The 20,361-nt window shown below is 64.0% G+C and carries 20 protein-coding genes, 1 tRNA gene and 2 pseudogenes; 12 read left to right on the top strand and 11 right to left on the bottom strand.

Annotated elements, in window-relative coordinates; genetic code table 11:
• Positions 1 to 84: 84 nt before the first annotated feature.
• The 3 genes from SSPN_RS0114070 (at position 85) to SSPN_RS0114060 (ending at position 3,286) form a co-directional block, all read left to right on the top strand.
• Positions 85 to 279 carry a hypothetical protein gene (locus tag SSPN_RS0114070; RefSeq protein WP_010695598.1) on the top strand — a complete coding sequence of 65 codons (195 nt, stop codon included), beginning with the start codon at positions 85 to 87 and terminating at the stop codon, positions 277 to 279.
• Complete coding sequence (locus tag SSPN_RS0114065; RefSeq protein WP_010695596.1) at positions 272 to 883, top strand: DUF6879 family protein; 612 nt, start codon at positions 272 to 274, stop codon at positions 881 to 883. The genes SSPN_RS0114070 and SSPN_RS0114065 overlap by 8 nt, the downstream gene beginning before the upstream one ends.
• Positions 884 to 1,048: 165 nt before the next feature.
• Complete coding sequence (locus SSPN_RS0114060; protein WP_202798819.1) at positions 1,049 to 3,286, top strand: ATP-binding protein; 2,238 nt, start codon at positions 1,049 to 1,051, stop codon at positions 3,284 to 3,286.
• Here SSPN_RS0114060 and SSPN_RS0114055 read toward each other — a convergent pair.
• Positions 3,261 to 4,139 carry a methionyl-tRNA formyltransferase gene (locus SSPN_RS0114055; RefSeq protein ID WP_029535316.1) on the bottom strand — a complete coding sequence of 293 codons (879 nt, stop codon included), beginning with the start codon at positions 4,137 to 4,139 and terminating at the stop codon, positions 3,261 to 3,263. The genes SSPN_RS0114060 and SSPN_RS0114055 overlap by 26 nt on opposite strands.
• A gap of 1,133 nt (positions 4,140 to 5,272) precedes the next feature.
• Here SSPN_RS0114055 and SSPN_RS0114050 point away from each other — a divergent pair.
• The 5 genes from SSPN_RS0114050 to SSPN_RS56695 all read left to right on the top strand — a co-directional run bounded on the left by SSPN_RS0114050 (position 5,273) and on the right by SSPN_RS56695 (position 8,242).
• Positions 5,273 to 5,998, top strand: coding sequence for a hypothetical protein (locus SSPN_RS0114050; protein ID WP_010695593.1), 726 nt, complete (start codon positions 5,273 to 5,275; stop codon positions 5,996 to 5,998).
• Between the two features lie 27 nt (positions 5,999 to 6,025).
• On the top strand, positions 6,026 to 6,373 hold the full coding sequence (locus SSPN_RS0114045) for a type VII secretion target (protein WP_010695592.1): 348 nt from the start codon (positions 6,026 to 6,028) through the stop codon (positions 6,371 to 6,373).
• Complete coding sequence (locus SSPN_RS0114040) at positions 6,363 to 7,130, top strand: hypothetical protein (RefSeq protein WP_010695591.1); 768 nt, start codon at positions 6,363 to 6,365, stop codon at positions 7,128 to 7,130. The genes SSPN_RS0114045 and SSPN_RS0114040 overlap by 11 nt, the downstream gene beginning before the upstream one ends.
• Before the next feature lie 71 nt (positions 7,131 to 7,201).
• A complete protein-coding gene (locus SSPN_RS0114035; RefSeq protein ID WP_010695590.1) occupies positions 7,202 to 7,744 on the top strand; it encodes a hypothetical protein in 543 nt (180 codons plus the stop codon).
• Between the two features lie 354 nt (positions 7,745 to 8,098).
• Positions 8,099 to 8,242, top strand: coding sequence for a hypothetical protein (locus SSPN_RS56695; RefSeq protein WP_010695589.1), 144 nt, complete (start codon positions 8,099 to 8,101; stop codon positions 8,240 to 8,242).
• Between the two features lie 145 nt (positions 8,243 to 8,387).
• Here the strand turns inward: SSPN_RS56695 and SSPN_RS59705 are convergent, their stop codons facing one another.
• The 3 genes from SSPN_RS59705 to SSPN_RS0114005 form a co-directional block, all read right to left on the bottom strand.
• Positions 8,388 to 8,846 carry a neutral/alkaline non-lysosomal ceramidase N-terminal domain-containing protein gene (locus tag SSPN_RS59705; protein ID WP_010695588.1) on the bottom strand — a complete coding sequence of 153 codons (459 nt, stop codon included), beginning with the start codon at positions 8,844 to 8,846 and terminating at the stop codon, positions 8,388 to 8,390.
• Positions 8,847 to 9,132: 286 nt separating this feature from the next.
• Positions 9,133 to 9,393: a neutral/alkaline non-lysosomal ceramidase N-terminal domain-containing protein gene (locus tag SSPN_RS59700; protein ID WP_010695585.1), complete on the bottom strand. Its 261-nt coding sequence runs from the start codon at positions 9,391 to 9,393 to the stop codon at positions 9,133 to 9,135.
• 111 nt (positions 9,394 to 9,504) lie between these two features.
• Positions 9,505 to 9,861 carry a hypothetical protein gene (locus SSPN_RS0114005; RefSeq protein WP_010695584.1) on the bottom strand — a complete coding sequence of 119 codons (357 nt, stop codon included), beginning with the start codon at positions 9,859 to 9,861 and terminating at the stop codon, positions 9,505 to 9,507.
• A gap of 1,131 nt (positions 9,862 to 10,992) precedes the next feature.
• On the opposite strand from SSPN_RS0114005, the gene SSPN_RS0113995 reads away from it, so the two are divergent.
• Together SSPN_RS0113995 and SSPN_RS0113990 are read left to right on the top strand one after the other, a co-directional pair.
• Positions 10,993 to 11,199: a hypothetical protein gene (locus SSPN_RS0113995; protein ID WP_010695582.1), complete on the top strand. Its 207-nt coding sequence runs from the start codon at positions 10,993 to 10,995 to the stop codon at positions 11,197 to 11,199.
• Between the two features lie 212 nt (positions 11,200 to 11,411).
• Positions 11,412 to 11,486, top strand: a tRNA-Ile gene (locus tag SSPN_RS0113990).
• Between the two features lie 66 nt (positions 11,487 to 11,552).
• On the opposite strand, the gene SSPN_RS43765 is transcribed toward SSPN_RS0113990, so the two are convergent.
• The 4 genes and pseudogenes from SSPN_RS43765 to SSPN_RS43755 all read right to left on the bottom strand — a co-directional run bounded on the left by SSPN_RS43765 (position 11,553) and on the right by SSPN_RS43755 (position 15,053).
• Positions 11,553 to 12,482, bottom strand: coding sequence for a site-specific integrase (locus SSPN_RS43765; protein ID WP_148271960.1), 930 nt, complete (start codon positions 12,480 to 12,482; stop codon positions 11,553 to 11,555).
• Between the two features lie 201 nt (positions 12,483 to 12,683).
• Positions 12,684 to 12,866: a helix-turn-helix domain-containing protein gene (locus SSPN_RS0113980; protein ID WP_010695580.1), complete on the bottom strand. Its 183-nt coding sequence runs from the start codon at positions 12,864 to 12,866 to the stop codon at positions 12,684 to 12,686.
• Positions 12,867 to 12,929: 63 nt separating this feature from the next.
• Positions 12,930 to 14,351, bottom strand: a pseudogene (locus tag SSPN_RS61580) (replication initiator).
• A gap of 90 nt (positions 14,352 to 14,441) precedes the next feature.
• The gene (locus tag SSPN_RS43755) at positions 14,442 to 15,053 is read right to left on the bottom strand and encodes a hypothetical protein (protein WP_237710542.1); all 612 of its coding nucleotides are present in this window, start codon (positions 15,051 to 15,053) and stop codon (positions 14,442 to 14,444) included.
• Positions 15,054 to 15,371: 318 nt separating this feature from the next.
• Between SSPN_RS43755 and SSPN_RS0113965 the strand changes: the two are divergent.
• Positions 15,372 to 15,692: pseudogene (locus SSPN_RS0113965) on the top strand (UTRA domain-containing protein); the annotation flags it as partial.
• A 21-nt stretch (positions 15,693 to 15,713) separates the two neighbouring features.
• Positions 15,714 to 16,382, top strand: a complete 669-nt coding sequence (locus tag SSPN_RS0113960) for a YdcF family protein (RefSeq protein WP_010695575.1) — start codon at positions 15,714 to 15,716, stop codon at positions 16,380 to 16,382.
• A gap of 558 nt (positions 16,383 to 16,940) precedes the next feature.
• Here SSPN_RS0113960 and SSPN_RS0113955 read toward each other — a convergent pair.
• From SSPN_RS0113955 to SSPN_RS0113945, 3 genes are read right to left on the bottom strand one after another with little or no spacing between them, the layout of a single operon-like run.
• Positions 16,941 to 17,864: a XamI family restriction endonuclease gene (locus SSPN_RS0113955; protein WP_010695574.1), complete on the bottom strand. Its 924-nt coding sequence runs from the start codon at positions 17,862 to 17,864 to the stop codon at positions 16,941 to 16,943.
• Positions 17,833 to 19,461, bottom strand: coding sequence for an Eco57I restriction-modification methylase domain-containing protein (locus SSPN_RS43750; protein WP_010695573.1), 1,629 nt, complete (start codon positions 19,459 to 19,461; stop codon positions 17,833 to 17,835). The genes SSPN_RS0113955 and SSPN_RS43750 overlap by 32 nt, the downstream gene beginning before the upstream one ends.
• A 43-nt stretch (positions 19,462 to 19,504) precedes the next feature.
• Positions 19,505 to 19,729 (bottom strand): hypothetical protein, encoded by a 225-nt coding sequence (locus tag SSPN_RS0113945; protein ID WP_044572911.1) that lies wholly within the window; start codon positions 19,727 to 19,729, stop codon positions 19,505 to 19,507.
• Positions 19,730 to 20,361: the final 632 nt, after the last annotated feature.

Raw genomic sequence — 20,361 nt, 5'->3', positions numbered from 1 at the left:
TGCGAAATGCCCCGAAAAAGATGGGAAGCGGACCCGTCGTCCTCGCTTGCACGGCGATGGGGGAAGTCTGCGCACGAGCTCAGTTTGACCTCTGAGGACGACAGTTGTCCCGACATCTGGGAGCTCGATAACGGCGATGTCGCAGTCATCGGACGGGATCTCACGGACTCCTACCGGTCGCGGCTCCCCGCGGGTGTGACTGTTGACGCGGATGAGCGGCTCGTGATCATCCCGCGGGCCACGATCGTGGCTGCGAAGTTGGACATACCCGATGAGTGAGCTGCTTGACGGCGCGCGAGGCGATCGGATGCCGCTCGACGAGTACCGCGCTGACTTTCAGCGGCACTTCTGGCGCATTGAGGAGCCGGGGTTCTGGAAGCTGGAGCGCCAACAACATTTCAAGGAGCCGGGAAACGACAGCTGGGCGGCCTTCGCTAGCGGAGATTGGGCTGAAGCGATGCGCCTGATCGAATCGCGGCGTAGCAGCCTGGCGGACTACTATCGGCGGATTGCCGAACAGGGGTTCGGTACTTGGCGGGTCAGGGTAGTCGAAGAGCCAATCACTCCCTATCTTCAGTGGGAACTGCATCTGCTGCGAATTCGGCACGAGTGCGGCGGCAAAGTCCACGTAGTGGACGTCGAACAGGTGGAGCACTTCGAAAAGGTCGGTTCACTGCCCGAGATCTACACTCTCGGGAATGACGTCATGTACCAAGCTGAGTACGACAAAGACGGGGTTCTTCAAGCCGGTATCAGATATCAGGACCGGAGCCTGATCACGCGGTGTCAGCAGTTCATCCAGGACCTTTATGAGATGGGAGAAAGCCTGTCCAGTTACTTCGAACGCAGGGTGGTCCCGTTAGCAGCTCCCGGTGGGGAATGACGAATGCACAGTGGAGACCCGGACGAACTATCGCGGCATGACAACCGCACGGAAGTGTCCGGGTCGACAGCTGATGTCGTGCAGGCCCGGCATGTCTATGGAGGTGTCCACTTCCACGGAGCCGACCGGTCGTCCGTCCCCACACCGCAGCAGCTTCCCGGGGATGTGCGTAGTTTCGTCAACCGGAACGCGGAGCTGGAACACCTTGATGGCGTCCTGACTGATGACCGTGATGAACCCTTGGCGGTGGCGCTGTCGGTGATCACGGGTACCGCTGGGGTCGGTAAGACTTCGTTGGCCCTGCACTGGGCGCACTTGATGCGGCACCGCTTCCCGGATGGGCAGTTGTACGCCAACCTCCGGGGCTACGACCCGGGCCTTCCGGTAACGGCCGAAGAAGCTCTCGACCGGTTTCTGCGGGCACTCGGCGAACCCGCGGCCGCGATCCCTGCCGAACTGGAGGGAAAGGCCGCCCTGTACCGCTCGCGGCTGGCCGGCCAGCGGGTGTTGATCATCCTCGACAATGCCGCGTCGGTCGGGCAGGTGCGGCCCTTGCTGCCCGGAACGGCCGGGTGCTTGGTTGTGGTGACCAGCCGCAGCCGGCTTTCGGGGCTGGTCGCCAGAGACGGTGCGCGGCGGCTGAGTTTGGACATGCTCCCCGAGACGGAGGCCATCGCGCTGCTGCGCGCGGTCACTGCGGGTTACCGGTCAAATGACGACGACGCTGAATTGCGGGAGTTGGCCCGGTTGTGCGCACGGCTACCACTGGCGTTGCGGATCGCCGCGGAGCGTGCTGCCAGTCGGCCGCTGATGCGGCTTGGCGATCTGATCTCGGATCTCCGCGACGAGTCGGCGTTGTGGGATGCCCTCACAGCCGAAGATGACGAGGAGGCCGACGCGGTTCGAACCGTGTTCGCCTGGTCGTACCGGGCGCTGTCAGCGGAGGTGGCGCGGCTGTTTCGACTGCTGGGTCTGCTTCCAGGCTCGGAATTCGGCGCAGAGGTAGCCGCAGTGTTGATCAACGCTGACGGCAGTCGGGTACGTCGCCAACTGGATGTCTTGGTAGGGGCGCATCTGCTTGAGCAGAGCGCGTCCAGGCGGTATCAACTCCACGATCTGCTGCGTGCTTACGCGGCCGACCAGGTGTTTCACGAGGAGGCACCGGAAAGCCGCCGAGCTGCATTGCGACGCGTGCTCAGCTGGTATCTGCGCACGCTTGATTCCGCGCTGCACGTCATCTTCCCTGGCACTCGGCGATTTTCCCTCGAACCACCCGAGGTGGATGTCGTTCCCATTACCTTCGCCGGTCGCACTGAGGCGTTGGACTGGTTCGAGGTGGAGAGATCCAATCTGGTCGCTGCTGCTCGTGCTGCTTCGGACGTCTCGCTGCATCGGGTCGCATGGCAGCTTTCAGCCATGCTGCGGAGCATTTACGCGAGCAGGAACATATTCGACGATTGGCTGGCAACCAGTCTCATCGGACTGGAGTCCGCTCGCCAGGTCGGCGATCTCCACGGGGAAGCCGAGATGCTCGAAAGCCTGGGGAAATCGTCCTTCCAAGCGCGTCGGCTGGCCGAGAGCGAGAGTTACCACCGCGCTGCCTTGACGATTCGCGAGAAAATCGGCGATCAACCGGGAAGGGCGATTTCCATCAATGCTCTCGGCTTACTTGGGCTCCGGCGACGAAGGCTGGCAGATGCGAAGTCCTACTTCGAACAGAGCATGGTGATTTCGCGAGAGATCGGGGACAGGCGCCGGGAGGGCCTCGCGCTGTGCAATCTCGGGGAGACCTACTACGAGCTCGGGGAATTCGGGGAAGCGATCGAAAACCTGCATGCGGCACTTCGGGTCTACCGAGAGCTGGCCGATCGCGCCCGCGAAGGAAACGCCCTGTTCATCCTTAGCATGACCCTACGGGAAACGGGCGATGTCGAGAATGCGCTTTCGTCTATTCGCGATGCTCTCGCCATAGCCGACCAGTTCAACAACCGGATGTGGGAAGCGCATTGGCTGGTCGAACTGGCGCGGATCCAGCGGGCTGTGGGCGAACCGGGCGAGGCGCTGGTCTCCTGTCAGGAAGCTGCGACCATTCAGCAGCGCTTGGGCGATCGCAGCCGCGAGGCCATGTCATTGCACGGCACCGGCCAGGCGTACCAGGAACTAGGCCGCCTCCGAGAGGCAGTCGGCTTCCACCGGCGAGCGGCAGCGATCCACCGCGAACTCGGAGATCACTGGCAGCTGGCTCACACGCTCGACGACCTCGCCGTAGCATTCGCTGCTACCGACGCGGCCGCGGAAGCATCGCACTGCCGGCAGGAAGCCCTGCGAAGCCTTACCGACTTCGAAGATCCGAAAGCCGCCGCGAAACGTGAACGCCTTACCGAGGCGTTGGGCCGTCCGTAGCGGGTGGCTCGGCGGGCACGAATTCGGTCACCCAAAGTGGCCCGTCCGCGCAGTCAACCCGGATGCCTTCCGCCCGGGTAGTACTGGTGCGGAGGATCTTCACCCACCGGCCGTCGATCTGCCCGAGCGGACCGCGTCCGGATCCCATGTGTCGGAACGTGCGAACCTGGTTGTGAATGTCGCGGGCAGTGTGCGACCAGTCTACGTGCGAGAATCCCGGTTCCATGAACCCTGCGTAGGACGCCTCGGAGTCGTCCTGCGGGGTCCCCGGGAACCCTGTCGCGACGCGTTCGAGCGCGATGCTGAGAAGATCGCCGATCACCGGATTGATTCGCGCCGACAAGCTTTCCTGAGTGATGTCGTCGTCCAGCGGAATGCCACCTCGCTGAACAATGATGTTCCCTGTGTCGAATTCGCCGTCCATGCGGTGGATCGTCACACCCATGTCGGCATCGCCGTTGCGGATCGCCCACAGGACCGGCGCGGGCCCTCGGTACCGCGGCAGCAAAGAAGTGTGCACGTTGATGACGCCGTACCGGGGCAAGCGCAGTACGGTTTCGGGCAGCTTCCAAGAAAACCCGTACACCACTACGAGATCAGGGCAATACCCGGACAGGGCGGTGGCCAGACCGTCGGCGCTGCCGGGGAGCAACAGGTCCATGCCGGGTGGAATGGCATTAAGAACTTCGCCGACAATCCTCCCGGAGTTCGGGGAACTCCGCTGTCGCGGCCTCTTGGAACGGGAGTAAGCGTAGGAAACCGGCACGAATCCGGCTTGTTCGCATGTGGAGTGGAGTGTTGCGAACTGGTCAGGACCGAATGAGGCGAGCACGACGCGCGGCGATTTCGGCATATCCAAGATCATCCCACTGATCACCGAGCGCAGAAGGACAGTGCGGATGGCCTTTTCGGTTGATTCTGGGCGTTTCGCCGACTTTGGGCAGGGTGGGGTCTTGACGCACCGCCTTCCAGACGCCTTGTTGGTTCGACGCCTCCGAGGCCGTGTAGGGGCTCTACGGCGTGGCCCGCTCCCGTACCGAGAACAACTTGCCCGGTTGTGCAATACGGCCAAGGGGTTGGCCAGCCGTCTCGGCGCCAAGATCACGAACGAGGGTGCATTTATGGTGCAGAAACGCGGCCGATTCGGGGCGAACGTGGGCGACTGGGGTCGTGAGCGATCACAAATTTCCCAGCTAGATCGACCGGCGGCGACTGGCGGCCAGAACGGTCAGTTAACCGAAGGGTTACTGGTTCGAGTCCAGTCGGAGGAGCAAAAGCCCAGGTCATACGGTCTGGGCTTCTTCTTTTTGGAACCGGTTTCAAGATCAGCAGTCCAGAAACGCTCCGTTTTCAGCCGAGCTGCGACGCAACTTCCATAGGCGTGCGGAACGGTTCTGGCTCAACGGCCGCCCATCCTCTTGCGGAGGCTGGAGGGTGCAACCTTAATGATCACGTTTTAACCTCGGGTCCGCATGGGCGAACGAGCCGCGTCCGCATCGCCGCTCCAGGTGCTTGTTGGTCTCTCATTGTCGTTGCCGTCACGCTGGCCACGACCTGTGGCACCTACACCAGCGGCAGCACTATCTGCCCCAGTGCGAGTACTGGTCGCGCTAGAGGTGCTGCCAAGGCTGGGAATTGGTTGAGCTACCGCCGCCAGAGCGGCCACCGGGCCTGAGTAGTTTCCAGCACCATCGCCGCCAGTTCCGCGTCCGATCCTGTACCGCGCCCCGTATTCCCGCCGACTCGGCAATCGAGGTTCCCGGGCAGCCGGTGCTGCCGACCGGGATCACCGCGTGCCCGACGAACCCGGCGCCGATGCTACGTCGTTGCCAGGAAATACTCAGCTGGAATGGCTGGCGGATCTCATCCCGGCGATCTTTCACCCTACTGGCCGTTTCGCAGGACACATTCCGCAGCCCTCTACGTGCGGGTGAGGGTTTGGGCGGCAGACTGACCCGGCACTCGATTCTGGGGAGGGGAAGTCGGATGAGCTACGGCAGGCGTCGGGCGAACGATTGGGAACCCGAGTACGACCCGCTGTCGGAGTTCGAGGACTTCGAGGATCTGGAGGATCCCTTACCCAGTGGTGGTTCGTTCGCGAGCGATACGGATGACACGGCCGACTCTGAGGCGCCGGCGGTCACTGTCCATGTCACGGATGCCGGGGCTGTGACCTCGGTTGTTCTTGCTGCGGATTGGCGACGTTCGGTCGACCCACGTGAGCTTGGGGCGGCTGTACTTTCCGCATTCACGGCTGCGACCATGCGGGTGCTTGAGAACCAGGTCGAACGTGTCGAGCAGACGCCTTCTCTCTCCGCGGCTGGCGAACCGGCTGATGTCCCTGATACGTCGCCGCTAGGCAAGGACGACGTGATGAGGTTGGTGGATACGGTCTCGGCTGATCTCAACGGCTTCACCGAGCAGCTGTCCGCTCGCGTTGACCGGACGGTCTCGGTGGAGAGTTCGGGTGGGCATGTTCGGGGTTCTGCCAGGAGTGGGCAGGTTCTGGAGGTGTGGATCGACTCGGGCTGGGCCGCGTCCTCGCGGAATTCGGAGATCGAGCTTGAGCTCACCGAGGTCTTGACACATCTGAGTGAGCAGAGTTCGCCTGGTGAATTGGCGCAGGGGCCTCACAGCCGCGCCATTGACGAGCTGAATGTCCTGGCTAGCGACCCGCAGCTGTTCCTTCGCCGGCTCGGTCTTCTGTCGTGACCGCCCTGATGACACGAGGAGTGCCACGTGACTCAACCTGGTGATGGCGTCGACGTTGCGCTGGAGGCGCTGCGGTCGGATGCGCGCGTTTGGGAAGCCGCAGCCGACAGCTTGAACGCCCCGCTGCACGCCCTGGGGCCGCTCAACATCACGGGCGAAGAAGCGTCGATATGGGCGGTTGACATGGGCCTGGACGACGCTTTCAACGACGCCCGCACGGCGCTGGAAGACATGATCCGTCAGGCGGCCGAGTATTTCAGGGAGATCGGCGCGGACCTGCGTAGTTCGGCCGATCAGTACGAGCGTGACGACGAGCAAGGGATGCACGAAATCCAGAACGCGTACCGAATGCAGGGGGACATCTATGGTGGCTGATCCGCTCGTCGGCCAGGTCGACGACAAGCTGCAGGAGCTGAACCAGAGGATCAAGGAGTTCTTCGACAAGGTCAATGAGGTTCTCACCTGGGTCCCTGAAGCCTTTGCGCACCTGATTGAGCCGATTCAACGGGGCATGGAGGTCGTGAAACAGAAGATCCAAGAATTCTGGGCCAAGATCCAGCAGGCGTGGAACCAGCCCGGCAACTCCGCCGGACTCAGGCTCAAAGCCGAGATGTGGGCAAGCGGAGTCGCCAACCCGATCGGAGACGTTGCGGGTGATGTCGCTCTGCACAACCTCGATGCAAACGTCGAATGGACGGGCCGTGCGGCCGAAGCTTACAAAGCGATCGTTCCGGCACAAGCCGACGGGCTCACGGGTCTAAAAGATCTCGCCCTGCAGATCCGCAACTCGCTGAACAGCTTGGCGAACGCGCTCGACGCCTTCAAATTGGCGCTCTATGTAGCCATAGCCGTCTTTATCGTCGGTGTCGTCGGCGCCGTCGCTGCGGCATGCACCATCGTGGGCGCAGGTGCCGCGATCGGCGCGATCGCGACGGGTGTAAGCGTCGCGATCGGCTTGATCACCGCTGCGATCACGGCGGTGAATTCCTATCTGGATGTGATCGAGACCGAGCAGACCGCCCTCACGCAGAAGATCCGCGACGTCGGCAGCACGTGGTCTCGCTCGGACCGTGACCTTTCCGACGGTAGCGTCAGCGACGGTGACGGATCAGATTGGCGAGTCAACCGATGAACCCCGGTGGGCCAGGCGTACCCCCGCACCACTACCGCGCTCCGGCACAACGCCCCGCCTACCACGAGTTTATGGTGCTGCCGTCGCAACTCGGGCGGAAAATCCAGTTCTGGTCTGTACTCATTGGATCGTTGTCGGTCGTTTTGAGTGTCGTCATTGGCATTTTGGTGGTCGTGATCGGTTACCGGCTGCCCACGGCGACCTGGGCGACGACCGGTCTGGTGACGATGATGGGTGGTCTCTCGGCGTTCTTCTATTTCTCTTCTGGTGTCACGTTGGCGTTTGCGCCGGTCTACGTGAAAAACGGGCACCTTAACGTGACCTTCGCGACCAGGGCCCGGCGAGTGCTCGTCACGCTGTTCGGTGGCACGATCCTCACCACGATCATCTCCACGTTTTTCTTCACTGGTACCGTGAGCGCATCGGTCAGAACAGTCGGCGACCCCATTTACCGCCAGTTGTCCGGCGACCAACCGGTCGGCTACACCCCGGCAACCATCGGCTACCTGATCCTGCTCGCGACGCCACTCCTGCTGTCGGCCGTCAATGTAATCACCGGATGGCGGCTCCTGTGCCCAGCACGAAGGCTGCTACGTAAGTACGGTTTGCCGTGATCATCCACTTGGCAGACACCCCGTGTTGTATAAGGGATCCATTGAGGTCGGAGCGTGCCTATCGTTAACTTCCAGGGACTGGTGACTGTGCGGTGGGCCGGTTGACCGAACTAGCGAATCGCCAATTAGGCCAGTAGTGCGGCCGCTCGACACGATTCTTCTGTGAGATGGCGCACAATTCCACGCCTCTCGTCTGCTCCGGTGACCGTGGCAGCTGAAGAGCATTGACTAGACCATTTGAGTGAGGGCGCGTTTCCGTGGCATTTTCTGACATGTTGCGTACTCGGTGTCGATATGCTGCCGCGCGGCCAATCGGCCCGAAGGGTCCAACGCGGAACCGCGTAGGGGTCTGAGGTGGAGTGCAGTCTTTGGGAGTTCGGCGCCATCGTGCGGCACGAGAAGATCCGTCACGAAACCGGCCTGGTCTCGGCGACGGAAGCGCAGCGTAAGTTCGACGTGCCGGCGTTCGTGACCTGGTGCGGCAGCGGGCTTGATTAGCCGGACGATCCGCGGGCGACCCCGGAGGCTGCCGAGGACAGGGCGCGAGCCAAGGGCTGGATCGAGCGCAGTGGCAGGTTGAACGACCAGTGGTACGAGATCGTCTCCGTGCTGGTCTACGGCCAGTCTTTCGCCTACCTCTACCTCACCGAACCCGCAGGCCGAGACGCGGGCGATGGTCGCGGTCAGCCAACTGGCGTTCCGGTTCGTGCTGTGCGGTGACCGGGTGTGGATTGACGAGGTCGGCCTTAACGCCGCGGAGCAGGCGTTGGTGCTGGTAGGCGGCGGGCAGTGTGTACCTGCCGAACAGGGTGAAAGCGCCCTCGTAGTGTTGCGCGTCGTACTCCTCCGGCGTGGTCACGTACTGGCTGTAGGCGTTGGCGTAGCCGTGCACCAGCACGTTCTCCAGCGGCACGCCCGGCCCGGCGGCCACGGTGCGGCGGATCCGCAGCCCGGCGTCGATGGTGTACTCCTCCGCCCCGGCCTCCAGGTACAGCTGACCGATCCGGATCAGCTGGAGCGGCAGCACTTCCGGGCACCACGGGTACGGCTTCATCGCGCCGAATGGCACCGCGACCAGCTTGGGTGCTTGGGCGTCGGCCAACTCGTGCGGGATCGGCGCATCCGCTCCGCCCAGCCAGTCCAGGAACGGGTTCTTGATGCCTTAGGGGATCGGGATGCCGGGGCCGTCCTCGGTGCTGCCCGCCGGCATGGAGGCGCCGATCGCCGCGGTGCATCTGGCGTGCCGCGGGCCGCCGGGGGTGAACCGAGCGTCCACAGTCACCTTTGAAGCAGCACGTTCTGCTCGGCGCAGAGATCGCCGTAGGACTCCTCGAGCCGGCGCAGCACCCCTTGGTGCACCGACTGGAAGATGGCGCCGAGTTCGGCGGTCACGAGCACGATCCGCTTGTCGCGCCGGCCACGATGAAGGCCCGCGCGAGGGTGCGGAGATGGATGCCCGCGGTCTGCTGCTGCGGCATGGAGTAGCCCATCATGCCGTTCTCGGCGGCCGGGCCGGTCACGTCGGCGATGCCGGGACCGACCAGGTATGCCCGGGTGGGGTCGGCAGCGGCGCTGGCGCCTCTGAGAGCTGAGACGGCCAGTGGAACCGCCGCTGTTGCGGCCAGCACCTGTCGCCTCGCAACGGTCATGGGATGTTCTCCTCAGCAGCCTGAGAAAATGAACCAAGTTCACATTCTTGGCCGGAGAGATTACGTGACTCAACTCACCCTGCCAAGGGGGTGATCGTGCGAGGTCGTGCTTCAGGGGTTGGCCGCGATGAGGAGACGGGCGTGGAAGCCCGCTTCGATCAGGTGCCTTCGGTCGGCGTTCGTCGCGACCAGGATCAGTTCGCTAGTCACCAACGTGCTGCCGAGGAGGCGGAGTTGGGTGACGTATCTGGAGGGGTCGGGGACGACGCGGACCAGGGCGTTCTGCTCGACGGCCAGTGCGCGCGCCGCGGGGATCGGGCCCTGCAGGGATTCCCTGCGCAGCTCTGCGGGATCGGGTGCCTCGTCGGTTTTGGCCTGCCGCGGGCTGGTCGTCCGAACTGTGGGCTTGGGTGTAGCAGGGGGGCGGATGGCGGCAGCGGGTGGTCGCGGTGGGCGAGATGCCGCCATTGGGCGAGTTCCCGGCCGTAGTGCTCGCGCCATCGCGAGCGGCCAGGAGTGGCTGGAGCAGGTTCGGCGAAATGGCGATCGTGGTGGAGCGGATCCGGAAAGGTTCGCCGATTTGGATCGTTCCTGCGCCGTACGAGCGAAATTGATGAACCGGACCTGCCGAGCAACCGCTCAGGACTGTTCGGAACAACGAGCGGAAGCCGATTGCGGTAATCCCGAATGTTGACGGTCGGTATTTCGAATTCCCCCGGATTCGGTCAGAAGGCGAGGATCTGCGTCGCGGTCGCGCTGACGTCCTGGTGGGTCGTGTCTATCGAGATCGCGCTCGGTGGTTCGAATCGGGCGATTGCCGCGAGCTTGTCCACGGACCGGTGGAGCCGCGCTCGTGCTCCAGAGCCGGCCGGAGTCGATCAACGCGTGGGCCAGGTCGAGCTCGGCGAGTTGCCGGGCGCGGGCTCGTAGCCGGTTGTGGACCGCCGACGCCCTCCCGGCCCGCAGAACACCAACACCTAGACGTCCCGGACGGGTTTGATCTTCCTTGCGCTCACGGCAGAAGTCGAGCGGGTTGTCGCGATCGAGCTGCCTCGACAGAAGTGTCCACAATGGATCTTGAAGTGCGAGTTCACCCCCTCGACAGGTTGCCGGAGCACGCTCGATGTGCGTCCGATGTGCCGATCGTTCGAGACGCGACAGGGCGTCACGGCTTGTTCGCCCCGGGTCACCGTGACGGTCGAATGTGGGTGTGCAGGGTCTCGACGCCCGGTGGCGGTGGTAGCGCATCCGTTGGGTAAGATCGGTGGCGGGTATTTCGGTGGAGAGCTGTCGGTAGCGACACCGTGGTCGCGGCGGTGCGTGTCACCTGCCTGAGTGACCAGGTGTCGGGCTGGATAACGATCCCGGATCGTTGCGCGATCACATCCTTGCTCGGCTCGCGGTCGACGGTGTCGGCACGGATGATTTGTGCAAGCCACGCGACCTGCGGGCTGGAATGGCTTGGCTGTGCTGTTTGATCCGCTCGATTGCTCCGAAATGAACTCGTGATGCGTTGCGCGCAACGGAAACCCGTTGCGCTTCGTCTCTTGAGCAGCGGTGTTTCGTCCAAGGGACTGACAGAGGACGGGGGAAGTCAGGATGTCCGCACCAGGGATCGGCAAGGAATCGCACATCTCGCTGCCCGACTTCGGCTCGGTGGCCAGGCTGCCGAAGCCGATCAAGGCGATCGTCTACTTGATCATGCTGTCGGTGATCACGGTGGCGGCGATCGGCGCGCTGCTGGCCACCATCGTGGTCATCGGCCAGCTCAGCGGAGCCTTCAACGTCTTCAGCTTCATCAGCTGAGTCGACGACGGTCCGGGGCCGGCGCACTGCACGGGTGCGCCGGCCCCGTTTTTTCGTGCGGGCGGTACCCGGGTAGTCCACTCGGCGTAACGCTGTGCGCTGCGGATTCGCCCGGTCAGATCAACCGGCTCGTAGGCCAGTCGGCCCGGTCCACCCGCCAGTTCCGGCCCCACGTGACCTCGCTACGATCGCCGGTGTTGCGAAAGCCGCCGGGGGCAGTAGCTCAGCAGGTCAGAGCAGCGGACTCATAATCCGTCAGGTCGTGGGTTCAAGTCCCACCTGCCCCACAAAACCCCAGGTGAAACGCCTGTGGGGAAAGCGCAGAGAGATCATCTCCACACTTTCCCCACACTTTATTCGGCGAACCACTCAACCCTGCTCAGAGCCTCGGCCGCCTTGCGGCTCTTGACCCGACGCCCCATGTATACGTCCTGAGTCGTCGATACCTTGGAGTGGCCGAGCTGATCGGCGATGTCCCGAGCAGTCAACCCGGCATCGTCCAACACCGTCGCCACCGACCGGCGGAAGGTCCGGAAGGTCACCCACGGGTACCCGGCATCCGAACGGAAGTCCCGCCACCGAGCTAGCGTGTTGTGCTTGTCGCGAAGACCGCCCTGAGTGTTCGGGAACACTGGCCCGGTTAGCTCGCCCGGCTCGATGCCGAACTTCTCGGCCAGCCTCACCTGCCGCTCTCGAAGCATGGTCACCAGCCAAGTCGGCAGCGCGAGAGCCCGTTCGGAGACCTCTGTCTTCCCGTCGTTGATCATGTTGCCGGTTCCCTTCGCGCGGATCAGGTTTCCGGCCCAGTCAACGGTGCCCGCGTCAAGGTCGAGGTGATGCCAGTGGACAGCGAGAGCCTCCCCGGTCCGGAAGCCTGTCCCGGCATACCAGCGGGCGAGGTCCGGCAGATCATGACGGATTGCTACCTCGCTGCTGTCGAGCTTCTGCAGCAGGTCCTTCATCTCCTCAGCTTCGAGTGAGCGAGACGCCTTGCGTCGGCCCTCGAGTGGTGCCATGTCGCGAACCGGATTGACCTGCATGGCCTTGTACCGGACCGCCAGGCCGCAGATTCCAGAGAGGATGTTGCGCACCGTCCGGGCCGAGTCAACACTCTGATTCTTCTTGACCGCCTGGCAGACCTGTTGCACGCGGAAAACCGTCACCTCGCGTAACCGCAGCGCGGCCATCGCCGGAAGCACAATGCTGTTGAGCCGTCCCCGGTAGGTGTCCAAGCTCGTTGGTGAACGAGTACCGTCGGTAACGGCGTCCTCGAACTCCTTCAACCACAGCTCGGCAGCCTCGCCAAACTTTGACTCTGGTGTGAGACCAGCCTGCTGAAGCCTTGGCCTGCGTGGCTCCCATGCGTTCAACCGGCCGCGTCACGCCGTCGTAGTCGCGATACTTCGTCATCGCACGCCAACCGGTCGTAGTCCGGTAGAAGCGGATCTTCCCGTAGGTGCCGACAGGCAACGGCGGGCGCGGCATCAGATCACCCCCTCAGGCTGGGACTCGAACCACTGCTCAACCTGGTCGGGCTTGTATCGGACATGCCTGCCAACCCGGCGACCAGGCGGACCGCCGCCACGGCTTCGCCACTGGTAGACGGTGCCGACGGGGACGCCGAGGTAGCTGGCAACGTCGTTCGGTCCCCAGAGGTTGCGGATCATGGTCAGTCTTTCCTTTCGGTGGCGTAGCGGTGTTTGCGTGCTTGGCGGGTGCGTTCGGCGTGGTCAGTCTTTCCTTTCGGTGGCGTAGCGGTGTTTGCGTGCTTGGCGGGTGCGTTCGGCGATGGCGGCGGCGAGTTCGCGTTCTTCGTCGGTGCGGTGGCCGACGCTGGTCATGTCCCAGTGGTTGACCACGGCGACGGTGTCGGCTTCGACGCCGAGTTCGGCGAGGTTCTGTTCAAAGCGCCAGATCTGCCGGTCTTCGCGGAGCTGCTTGAACGTGGTGGAGTAGGCCCGCGATTTGGACAGGAAGTGCCCACGGAAGGCGAGCATGTGCGTCCAGCGCCGCAGGTTGAGTTCGTCGAGCGGCCCGGGGATCCAGCCGCCGTTGTCGCAGGTGCCGCAGTGGCCGATGGCGGCGCAGGCGCAGCCGCCGGCCTGGTGCTCGCCGTGGGGGTGGCAGTCGGGGCAGACCACAGGTGCGCCGAGGTCCCAGGCGGTGCGCATGATCTGTTTGTGGTGCTCGGTGGTGCGCAGGAGCTCGATCACCGTGCGGGAGCGGATCGGCCGGTCAGCGGCTTCGGACTTGCCGGTGCCCTTGGTGGCGTACTTGGCCACGTAGGAGGAGATCCGGTCATCGCTGATCGTGCCGTGCTCGTCCTCGAACCGGCGCGCCTCGGCGGGGCGGATCGGCCGGATGTCGACTTGTTCACCCCACGCGAACGTCAGCGCCTGGCCGTCGAACTTCGGTGAGGTGACCGTGGTGTCGGCGTGAGCGGCCCGCACAGCGTCGGCCGTGCCCCAGGCCGGGGTGGCGTCGATCGCGCCGTCGGGGCCGTCGAGGCGGATCACGGCGTGGAAGTGGATGATGCCGCGCCGCTGGAACTCGGCGACCTTGGCGTAGGACAGCCGGGCGTGGTCGGTGAAGTCGCGGACGGTGATCCCGGCCGCGCGGGCGAGGTGCCGCCGCAGCTTGGTCGTGAAGCGGTTCCAGAGCTTGCCGGTAGCCGTCGGGGTCGATCGCTTCTTGGCCGATCAGCGGGTCGTGTTCGTGGTGGTAGCGCCCGCGGCAGGGAGCGTGCTTGCCGGTGGCGGTGGTGCGGCGGTTGTGCACCGGCCCGAACGACGGGGCGGTGAGGGTCACGAACAGGCGGGGTTTGTCGGACACGGTGACCGGGACGCCCTTGGAGCCGCCGGAGAGGCCCGCGCGCATGAGCTGGAAGGCGTCGGCGGCGTAGCGGTCCGAGCAGGCCGGGCAGACCGACTCGCGGCGGTTGCCGCAGGGGGACAGGATGTGCCCGCTGGTCTCGGCCGGGCGCCCGTCAGCACCTGGCCGGTGGTTTTGTCGGTGATCTGCCAGCTGCCGGACAGGCGGACCGGGTGCAGGCAGCCGTAGACGTCTTCGACCTTCTTGCGCCAGTCGCGGTAATCGGGGGCTTGGATGCGTTGCTTGATGCGGTCGACGTCCGGGAGCGTGGGCAACACCATGTGGTGACCTTTCGAGGGCCATCCCCGGCGTGGTGCTGCCCGCCGAGCATGGTTGTGCTTGTATCTGTTTTCAGTTGTCCCGCAACGGTTTCAGTTGAAGGCGTGGCCGTTGTGGGTGGTGAACTCGGCCGCGACCTGTTCGGCGATGTCCGCAGAGAGCTTGGCTACCCGCTGGATGTCGGCGGCGGTGAACTCCCGCCCGTTGGCCAGGGCTTGGGAGCGGGCGTCCTTGACCTTTTGGAGGATCGGAGCGGGGAGCCGTGGAGCCCGCCGGATCGCAGGCATCACCGGACCCGGTACAGGCTCGGGAACCGGTGCCGGGGCTGGTTCGGGAACCGGTGCCGAGGTCGGAGCCGGGGCCGGTTCGGTGGCCGACCGCGCCGGTTCAGATCCGGGTTCGGGTTCTGCGGTGTCGTCGGCCTGGTCGGCGGTCTCGTAGATCAGGAGCATGATCTCCCGCCGTTTTGCCTGGATGACCGGGATGACTTCGGCGATGCCGTAGACGATGACCGGGATGATCGCGTGTACCGCCGCCGAGCCCAGGTTGAACTCCTGCCAGCGGCCCCGCAGCAGTGGCGTGATCTGCGGGATGACGTTCATGGCCAGCGTGGAGGCCAGCAGGACCTTCTTCAGCCGGTACCACCATTCGTGATCCGGGTCGAGACCGTAGGAGAGGATCACGGCCTCGAAGTTGAGGATCACGATCAGCAGCCCGCTCGACCGTCCACGCGGCCCACCACAGCGGATCCGTGCGGGTCGCATCGCCTGCCAGGAACTTCTGGACACCGGCCGTGGTGAACACCAGGCCCAGCGACAGGAAGAACCACAGCCCGATCAGGGTGCGGCGGGTCTGCCGTTCCATTTCCACGGCCTGCAGGTCCGGGTCCCGCACCAGGCCCCGCAGCTGGCGAGCCTCGAAAATCCGGGCACCGAGCTTGCGTACCCGCCGGGTCTTCCCGGTCTTGGCCGGGGTGTTGTCGTCGTCGGGCCCGACTTGTCAAAGATCGAGGAACGCCGACCCACACCTTGACGAGCTACTACCGCCCTGAGGACGTTGAAGGAACCCCCTTGGTCGACCCAGCGGAAGGGCCAGCGGGGCGTGGCGGCGGGTTCGCGGTCCTGACCATCCAGGGGCTAGAACCCGACACGATCACGGAAACCATGTACGCGAGGATGCCGACCCCCGAAGAGGCGGGGACCCTAGAACTCCCGGCAGGCGAACCGGTAATGATCTTGAACCGGGCGACGTGCACCGCGAGCGGCCGTGTGGTCGAGTTCGCCCGTGGTGTGCACTCCGCATCACGGTTCGCCTGGTCGTACACGTTCAAGATCCCCGACTGAACCGAGAGCGCGAGAATCGCAATGAACGCACCGACAGTAGGCATCCCGGAGAACGTTCGGGCGGATGTGGAGCGCTTGTGGAACTACCACGACCTTCATCACGAACTTCGAGCCTGCGACGTGGGCGTCGGCCTGGGCAGCCATGACCTTGGCGTTGCCGACCACATTGTCGACCTCTACCAGGCCGGGAACTTTCCGCTGATCGTGTTCACTGGCGCGAACGCACCGACAACCGTAGGACGGTTTCCCCGGGGAGAAGCCGTGCACTACCGCGAGCGTGCCCTTGAACGCGAGGTTCCCGATTCGGCAATCCTGGTCGAACCGCAAGCGACCAACACAGCCGAAAACATCGAGTACACCCGGAGACTGTTGGCCGCAAAGGATATTGCAGTCGGCTCGATCTTGCTGGTGTCGCGGCCCTACCAGCAACGTCGAGCGTTCGCCACGGCCAAGAAGATTTGGCCAGAGGTCGAGATCGTCTGTAGCTCGCAGCGTCTACCGCTGGACGAATACGTGCGCGCCATTGGAGACGCCGACCGCGTGATCAACATGCTCGTGTGGGACACCCAGCGCATCACGGTCTATGCAGAACGCGGTTTCGCGATCCCCCAGGAAGTTCCAGACGAAGTCAATGCCTCGTACCGCCGACTCGTTGATGGCGGCTACGTCTCCAGGCTTGTTCGTGACTAGGGCTGCTGTCTGCCGCACGGCTGTTGCCCTAGGCCCCAGTCCACGTGTGTTTAAACTTTCTCTACCCCCTGCCTGCGGTATGCGAGCCCGGCCCAGTCGTCCGCCGGCGGGCGTGCGGCCTGGCGGCCGGTCCCGGCGGCGGCCGACGGTCCGGGCGCGGGAGCGGAAGGCAGGCGGCCCGGAGGGCCGCCCGAGTTCGAGAATGTTGAACCCCGACCGGGCACCTTGATCACGGCGTACCAGGGCGAGCCGGAAGCGAAACGGTGCTGGGCGCGTCGCCGAGTTGGTGCCTTGACCACTCCGGCCGGGCACGAAACGGCCAGCCCCGAACTGGCTCACCGGCTTGTGGTCCCGATCAGAGCTGCTCCGAAGTCTCGACTGTCCTGTAAGCACTAAACCGCCCCTGAGTGTTCAGAGACTTTGATGTGCCCCGCTTTCGGATGTCGGTGCTGGGTGACCACGCCGAGCGCGTTAATGACTAGGGTCGAAGTCTGATTGCTGTCGATCGATCAGCCCACGACGCTCCACCACACCCGAGGCGTCCGGCAACGGTGAAGTTCACGGGCGGGTTTTCTCGATGAAGCTGATTAAGGAGTCCAGGCGGTGCGCCCAGAACAGCGTTAGCCCTCGCGACTGGGCGCTCTCGAGATTGTGGATCTTGAAAACACCGGATAGCACCGCAGTAGACACGACAGTGGCCGTCCCGAATACCTTGATCCAGGTCTCGGCCTTAGCGGCTGCGTCGTTATTCAGTCGCTTGACACTGTTGGTCGAAGAGTTGCTGACCTTGCACTCGATCGGCATGACGCGACCATCCCAGAGGCCGACGATCAGGTCTGCCTTGCGACCACCGAACTCACTCTCCCTGCAGAACTCGCCAGGACCGGGAAAGTGAGATGTGTTCTCGACGACGCGGGTCGGTACCTCGATGAAACCGTTCTGTTTCAGCACCTCCGCGACGGCATCCTCCTGCTCGTCCTTGGCTTCGTTACGCCGGGCTGTCTGGACCCTCTGCGTCGCGATCATTGCCGCGGTCGCGATCACGGCGATCTCGCGCTCTGCGTCCGTGGGCTCTCGGTCCTCCCCGACCCAGGGGAACCGGACGCGATCGAGGCCGAGTAAGACGGTCTCGACGACCCTCCGGGCCATCTCTGGGTCAGACTTGATCTTCGTCGGTGCGAGACTCACACCATCGCCAACGAGCTCTTTCAGATCATCGGTGCTGATCGGCGGGCCAGCGAGATACCTGACGGAGTAAAGCACCCTCGGGTCAGAAAGCTGCTCAGCGGCTTGTTCACGAAGCTCACTGAGATCGATCGTCTCCTCGATGAGGTCTTCCATCGTGCCGCGGAAGCTGTCGAACTGTTCTAGATACTGCTCCAGCGGCTCCTGCATCCGCTTCTCGCAGAACCGGCGCACCGCCTCGGCGGCGTCTTCTGTGAGTTCGTCTTCACTCCACCGTGGAGGCGGAACCTGCGGCACTGACGTCTCCTTTGCTCAGGGACTCCAGGCTCGGGATGGGTAGACGTTCCATCTCCTTCGGCTCGAACTTGGTGAGCCCGCCTGCGTACGTACGTCCCTGAGCCAGGGTAACGGCTGAGCGGAGATGCGTAGCCAAGTTGTCGAGGACCGCTGTGTCGAGGTGTTGCCGAGGGTAAAGGCCGTGGGCAATGTTGATGTGCCGTGCCTCCACGTCGTTGCGCACGAAGGCTGGCGGGCGGCGCGCCATGTAGGTCGCCAGGACGGGTGCCGCATCACGCAGGCCGACGCTCCACCACGCCGTTCGCTTAGAGGCGATGTATCCCTCGTGGACACCCTGCTTCTTCGCAGCACGCAGGAAACGATCGATCTGTTTGCGCTCATCCACGTCAAAGATATCCAGATCCACGGGCAGATCGATCACACGCCGGAGATGGTCGGCGGCAGCGAGCCGTTCACCTGCCCCGAAAAGGTCGAGCGCCTTGGTGACCGACGGGAACAGGACGCTCTCGGGAAGGTCGATCTTGCCGTCGCGATGGACCCATATCTTGTTTGCGCCGGTGACGGCACCGCGATGAACGCGGCACAGCTCGCCGAGTTCGGTGTAGCCCTCGGGGAGCTTTGGGGTTACTCGCGTGAGGACCGACCAGCGGTTGGCCTCCGCGAGACGCTGACGAGACAGGGCGTGGCCCCCATCGAGTCGGCCGAGCGCCGACGCGTCATCGACCCGACGAACCTTGATCGACTCAGGCCGCTCGCCGAGCTTGAAGCACGTGATCGCGCCGGTCGTCGTGGCGTCGGCGAACGGCGCAGCTTTCGGGTCGAGCACGTGCAGGGAGTCACCACCGAGCCCGTCCAGCAGCAGCTGGCGAACGAGGCTTCCGTAGTTCACGTCCAGCCACTCGGCGCTGGTGATGAATGCGCCGTAGTCACCAGGACGTCCGTGCTCCGCGGTCGCCAGGAAGAAATGGACGTGCAGACCAGCCAGTCCGCTGGCCTTGAGTCCGCGCTCCTTTGCAGTTGAGAGGAGCCACGCCTTCCACTCAGGTGCAATCTGGTGGTGCCGGACGTAAGGCGGATTGCCGATATAGAGAGTCCGCCCATCAATGTCGGGCAGGTCGAGCGACCGGTAATCGCCGAGCACTACTCTCGTGCGAGAAGCGAGACCAGTCGCGACGACATTGGCACGCAGCATGAGAGTGGCCAGCGGGTCGACGTCAGCCCCGATGAGAGTTGCCTCAGGGAACTCACGGGCGGCGGCAAGGAGATACCGGCCGGAGCCTGCACCTGGGTCAACGATTCGCTCCGGCTTTCCCTGGTCCCTCGCCCAGCCGACCATCGACTCGACGATCGTGGCGGGCGTGTAGGTCTGACCGAGCCGACGGCGGTCAAGCGGAGAGAAAATCTGCGTGTATGCCTCGCCTAGCGGGTCGAACCCTCGCTGGATCTGGATGGCTGACCGTTGCACGATTGTCTCGGGCGCATCACCAGGATGCTCGGCTACAAGCTCACGCTCTCGCGCTGTGAGTTTCCCATTACTCTGCGCGCCGAGTCCGACGCAGAGGCGCACGAGGTCGCCCACATAACTGATCGAACGCATGTTTGACATCGTCTCACAGATGAAGGGTACGGGGGTCGAGGTGTTAATCACGGAGGCGGAACACCCCGCGCTCCACGCGCACGAAATACCGCTCGTCTTGCAATGCGCTGCGAAACGACGAGTCTGGCGCCTCGCCCACTTCGTCGTAGACGGCGTCTTTGATCTCACTGATCGATGCCGGACCACCACCCTTGCGGGCAAGGTATTCGCGCATCGCATTCTTCAGCTCGTTGTGGGGTCGGCGCTTCCTTGGCTTCGGCTCGGCCATAGATCGCTCCAAATGTCGACGCTATAAAGTCGACGCTATCATATGAGGTCATCCAGGTCGAGAGGGGCGCCAGCGGCGTGTCGTGGAGCGCCGTCCACCAATCGACTTCTCCTAAAGCCGGTTTAGGGGCGCCTAACCCGGCCGCCGTAGTGTCTCCGATTGCCGACCCGCGTCAAGGGCGCGACATCGGCGGGGACCCCGAGCTCTACCGATGTGCGTCCTTCGGAGCTTCGCCCCTTGACACGGGACTGCATCCGGAAGGTCGGCTCCGTGTCGGGTGAAGCCGGAGGAATGGCCGACGTGCCGCTTTATTGCCACTCATCGACCCCGATCGACGTCAGACGACGGCAGGGGAGGGCAATCCCCGAACCAGCTCCGCGGCAGGTCACGACCACGTTGGACAAGCGACGACAACCATCGACACGGACGGACCAGCCATCAGAAGGTTTGGCAGTCGTGGCCGTGCGGTACCTCAGGGCGTTGCCTCCGGGAACTTGCGCCTGCGCTGCCCTGCCTTACCCCCGAAAAACAACGTCAGATGACCGCAGACAACCGCCCCTGATGTTCATTCGCATTCGTAATCAATGCAGGTCATGGCGGATATTGAGCAGTGATCGAAGACAACGGCAGGT

This window comes from Saccharopolyspora spinosa NRRL 18395, from assembly GCF_000194155.1.
Classification (GTDB): domain Bacteria; phylum Actinomycetota; class Actinomycetes; order Mycobacteriales; family Pseudonocardiaceae; genus Saccharopolyspora; species Saccharopolyspora spinosa.
This window is presented reverse-complemented; position numbering and strand designations above follow the sequence as displayed.

What these genes read in the sequence shown, in the direction of transcription:
- SSPN_RS0114065 (WP_010695596.1), top strand. Translation starts at nt 272, where the DNA reads ATGAGTGAGCTGCTTGACGGCGCGCGAGGCGATCGGATGCCGCTCGAC.
- SSPN_RS43750 (WP_010695573.1), bottom strand. Translation starts at nt 19,461, where the DNA reads ATGCGTTCGATCAGTTATGTGGGCGACCTCGTGCGCCTCTGCGTCGGA.
- SSPN_RS0114055 (WP_029535316.1), bottom strand. Translation starts at nt 4,139, where the DNA reads ATGCCGAAATCGCCGCGCGTCGTGCTCGCCTCATTCGGTCCTGACCAG.
- SSPN_RS0114050 (WP_010695593.1), top strand. Translation starts at nt 5,273, where the DNA reads ATGAGCTACGGCAGGCGTCGGGCGAACGATTGGGAACCCGAGTACGAC.
- SSPN_RS0114035 (WP_010695590.1), top strand. Translation starts at nt 7,202, where the DNA reads ATGGTGCTGCCGTCGCAACTCGGGCGGAAAATCCAGTTCTGGTCTGTA.
- SSPN_RS0113945 (WP_044572911.1), bottom strand. Translation starts at nt 19,729, where the DNA reads ATGGCCGAGCCGAAGCCAAGGAAGCGCCGACCCCACAACGAGCTGAAG.
- SSPN_RS0114040 (WP_010695591.1), top strand. Translation starts at nt 6,363, where the DNA reads ATGGTGGCTGATCCGCTCGTCGGCCAGGTCGACGACAAGCTGCAGGAG.
- SSPN_RS0114005 (WP_010695584.1), bottom strand. Translation starts at nt 9,861, where the DNA reads ATGGCGGCATCTCGCCCACCGCGACCACCCGCTGCCGCCATCCGCCCC.
- SSPN_RS0113960 (WP_010695575.1), top strand. Translation starts at nt 15,714, where the DNA reads ATGAACGCACCGACAGTAGGCATCCCGGAGAACGTTCGGGCGGATGTG.
- SSPN_RS59700 (WP_010695585.1), bottom strand. Translation starts at nt 9,393, where the DNA reads ATGACCGTTGCGAGGCGACAGGTGCTGGCCGCAACAGCGGCGGTTCCA.
- SSPN_RS0113980 (WP_010695580.1), bottom strand. Translation starts at nt 12,866, where the DNA reads ATGATCCGCAACCTCTGGGGACCGAACGACGTTGCCAGCTACCTCGGC.
- SSPN_RS0113995 (WP_010695582.1), top strand. Translation starts at nt 10,993, where the DNA reads ATGTCCGCACCAGGGATCGGCAAGGAATCGCACATCTCGCTGCCCGAC.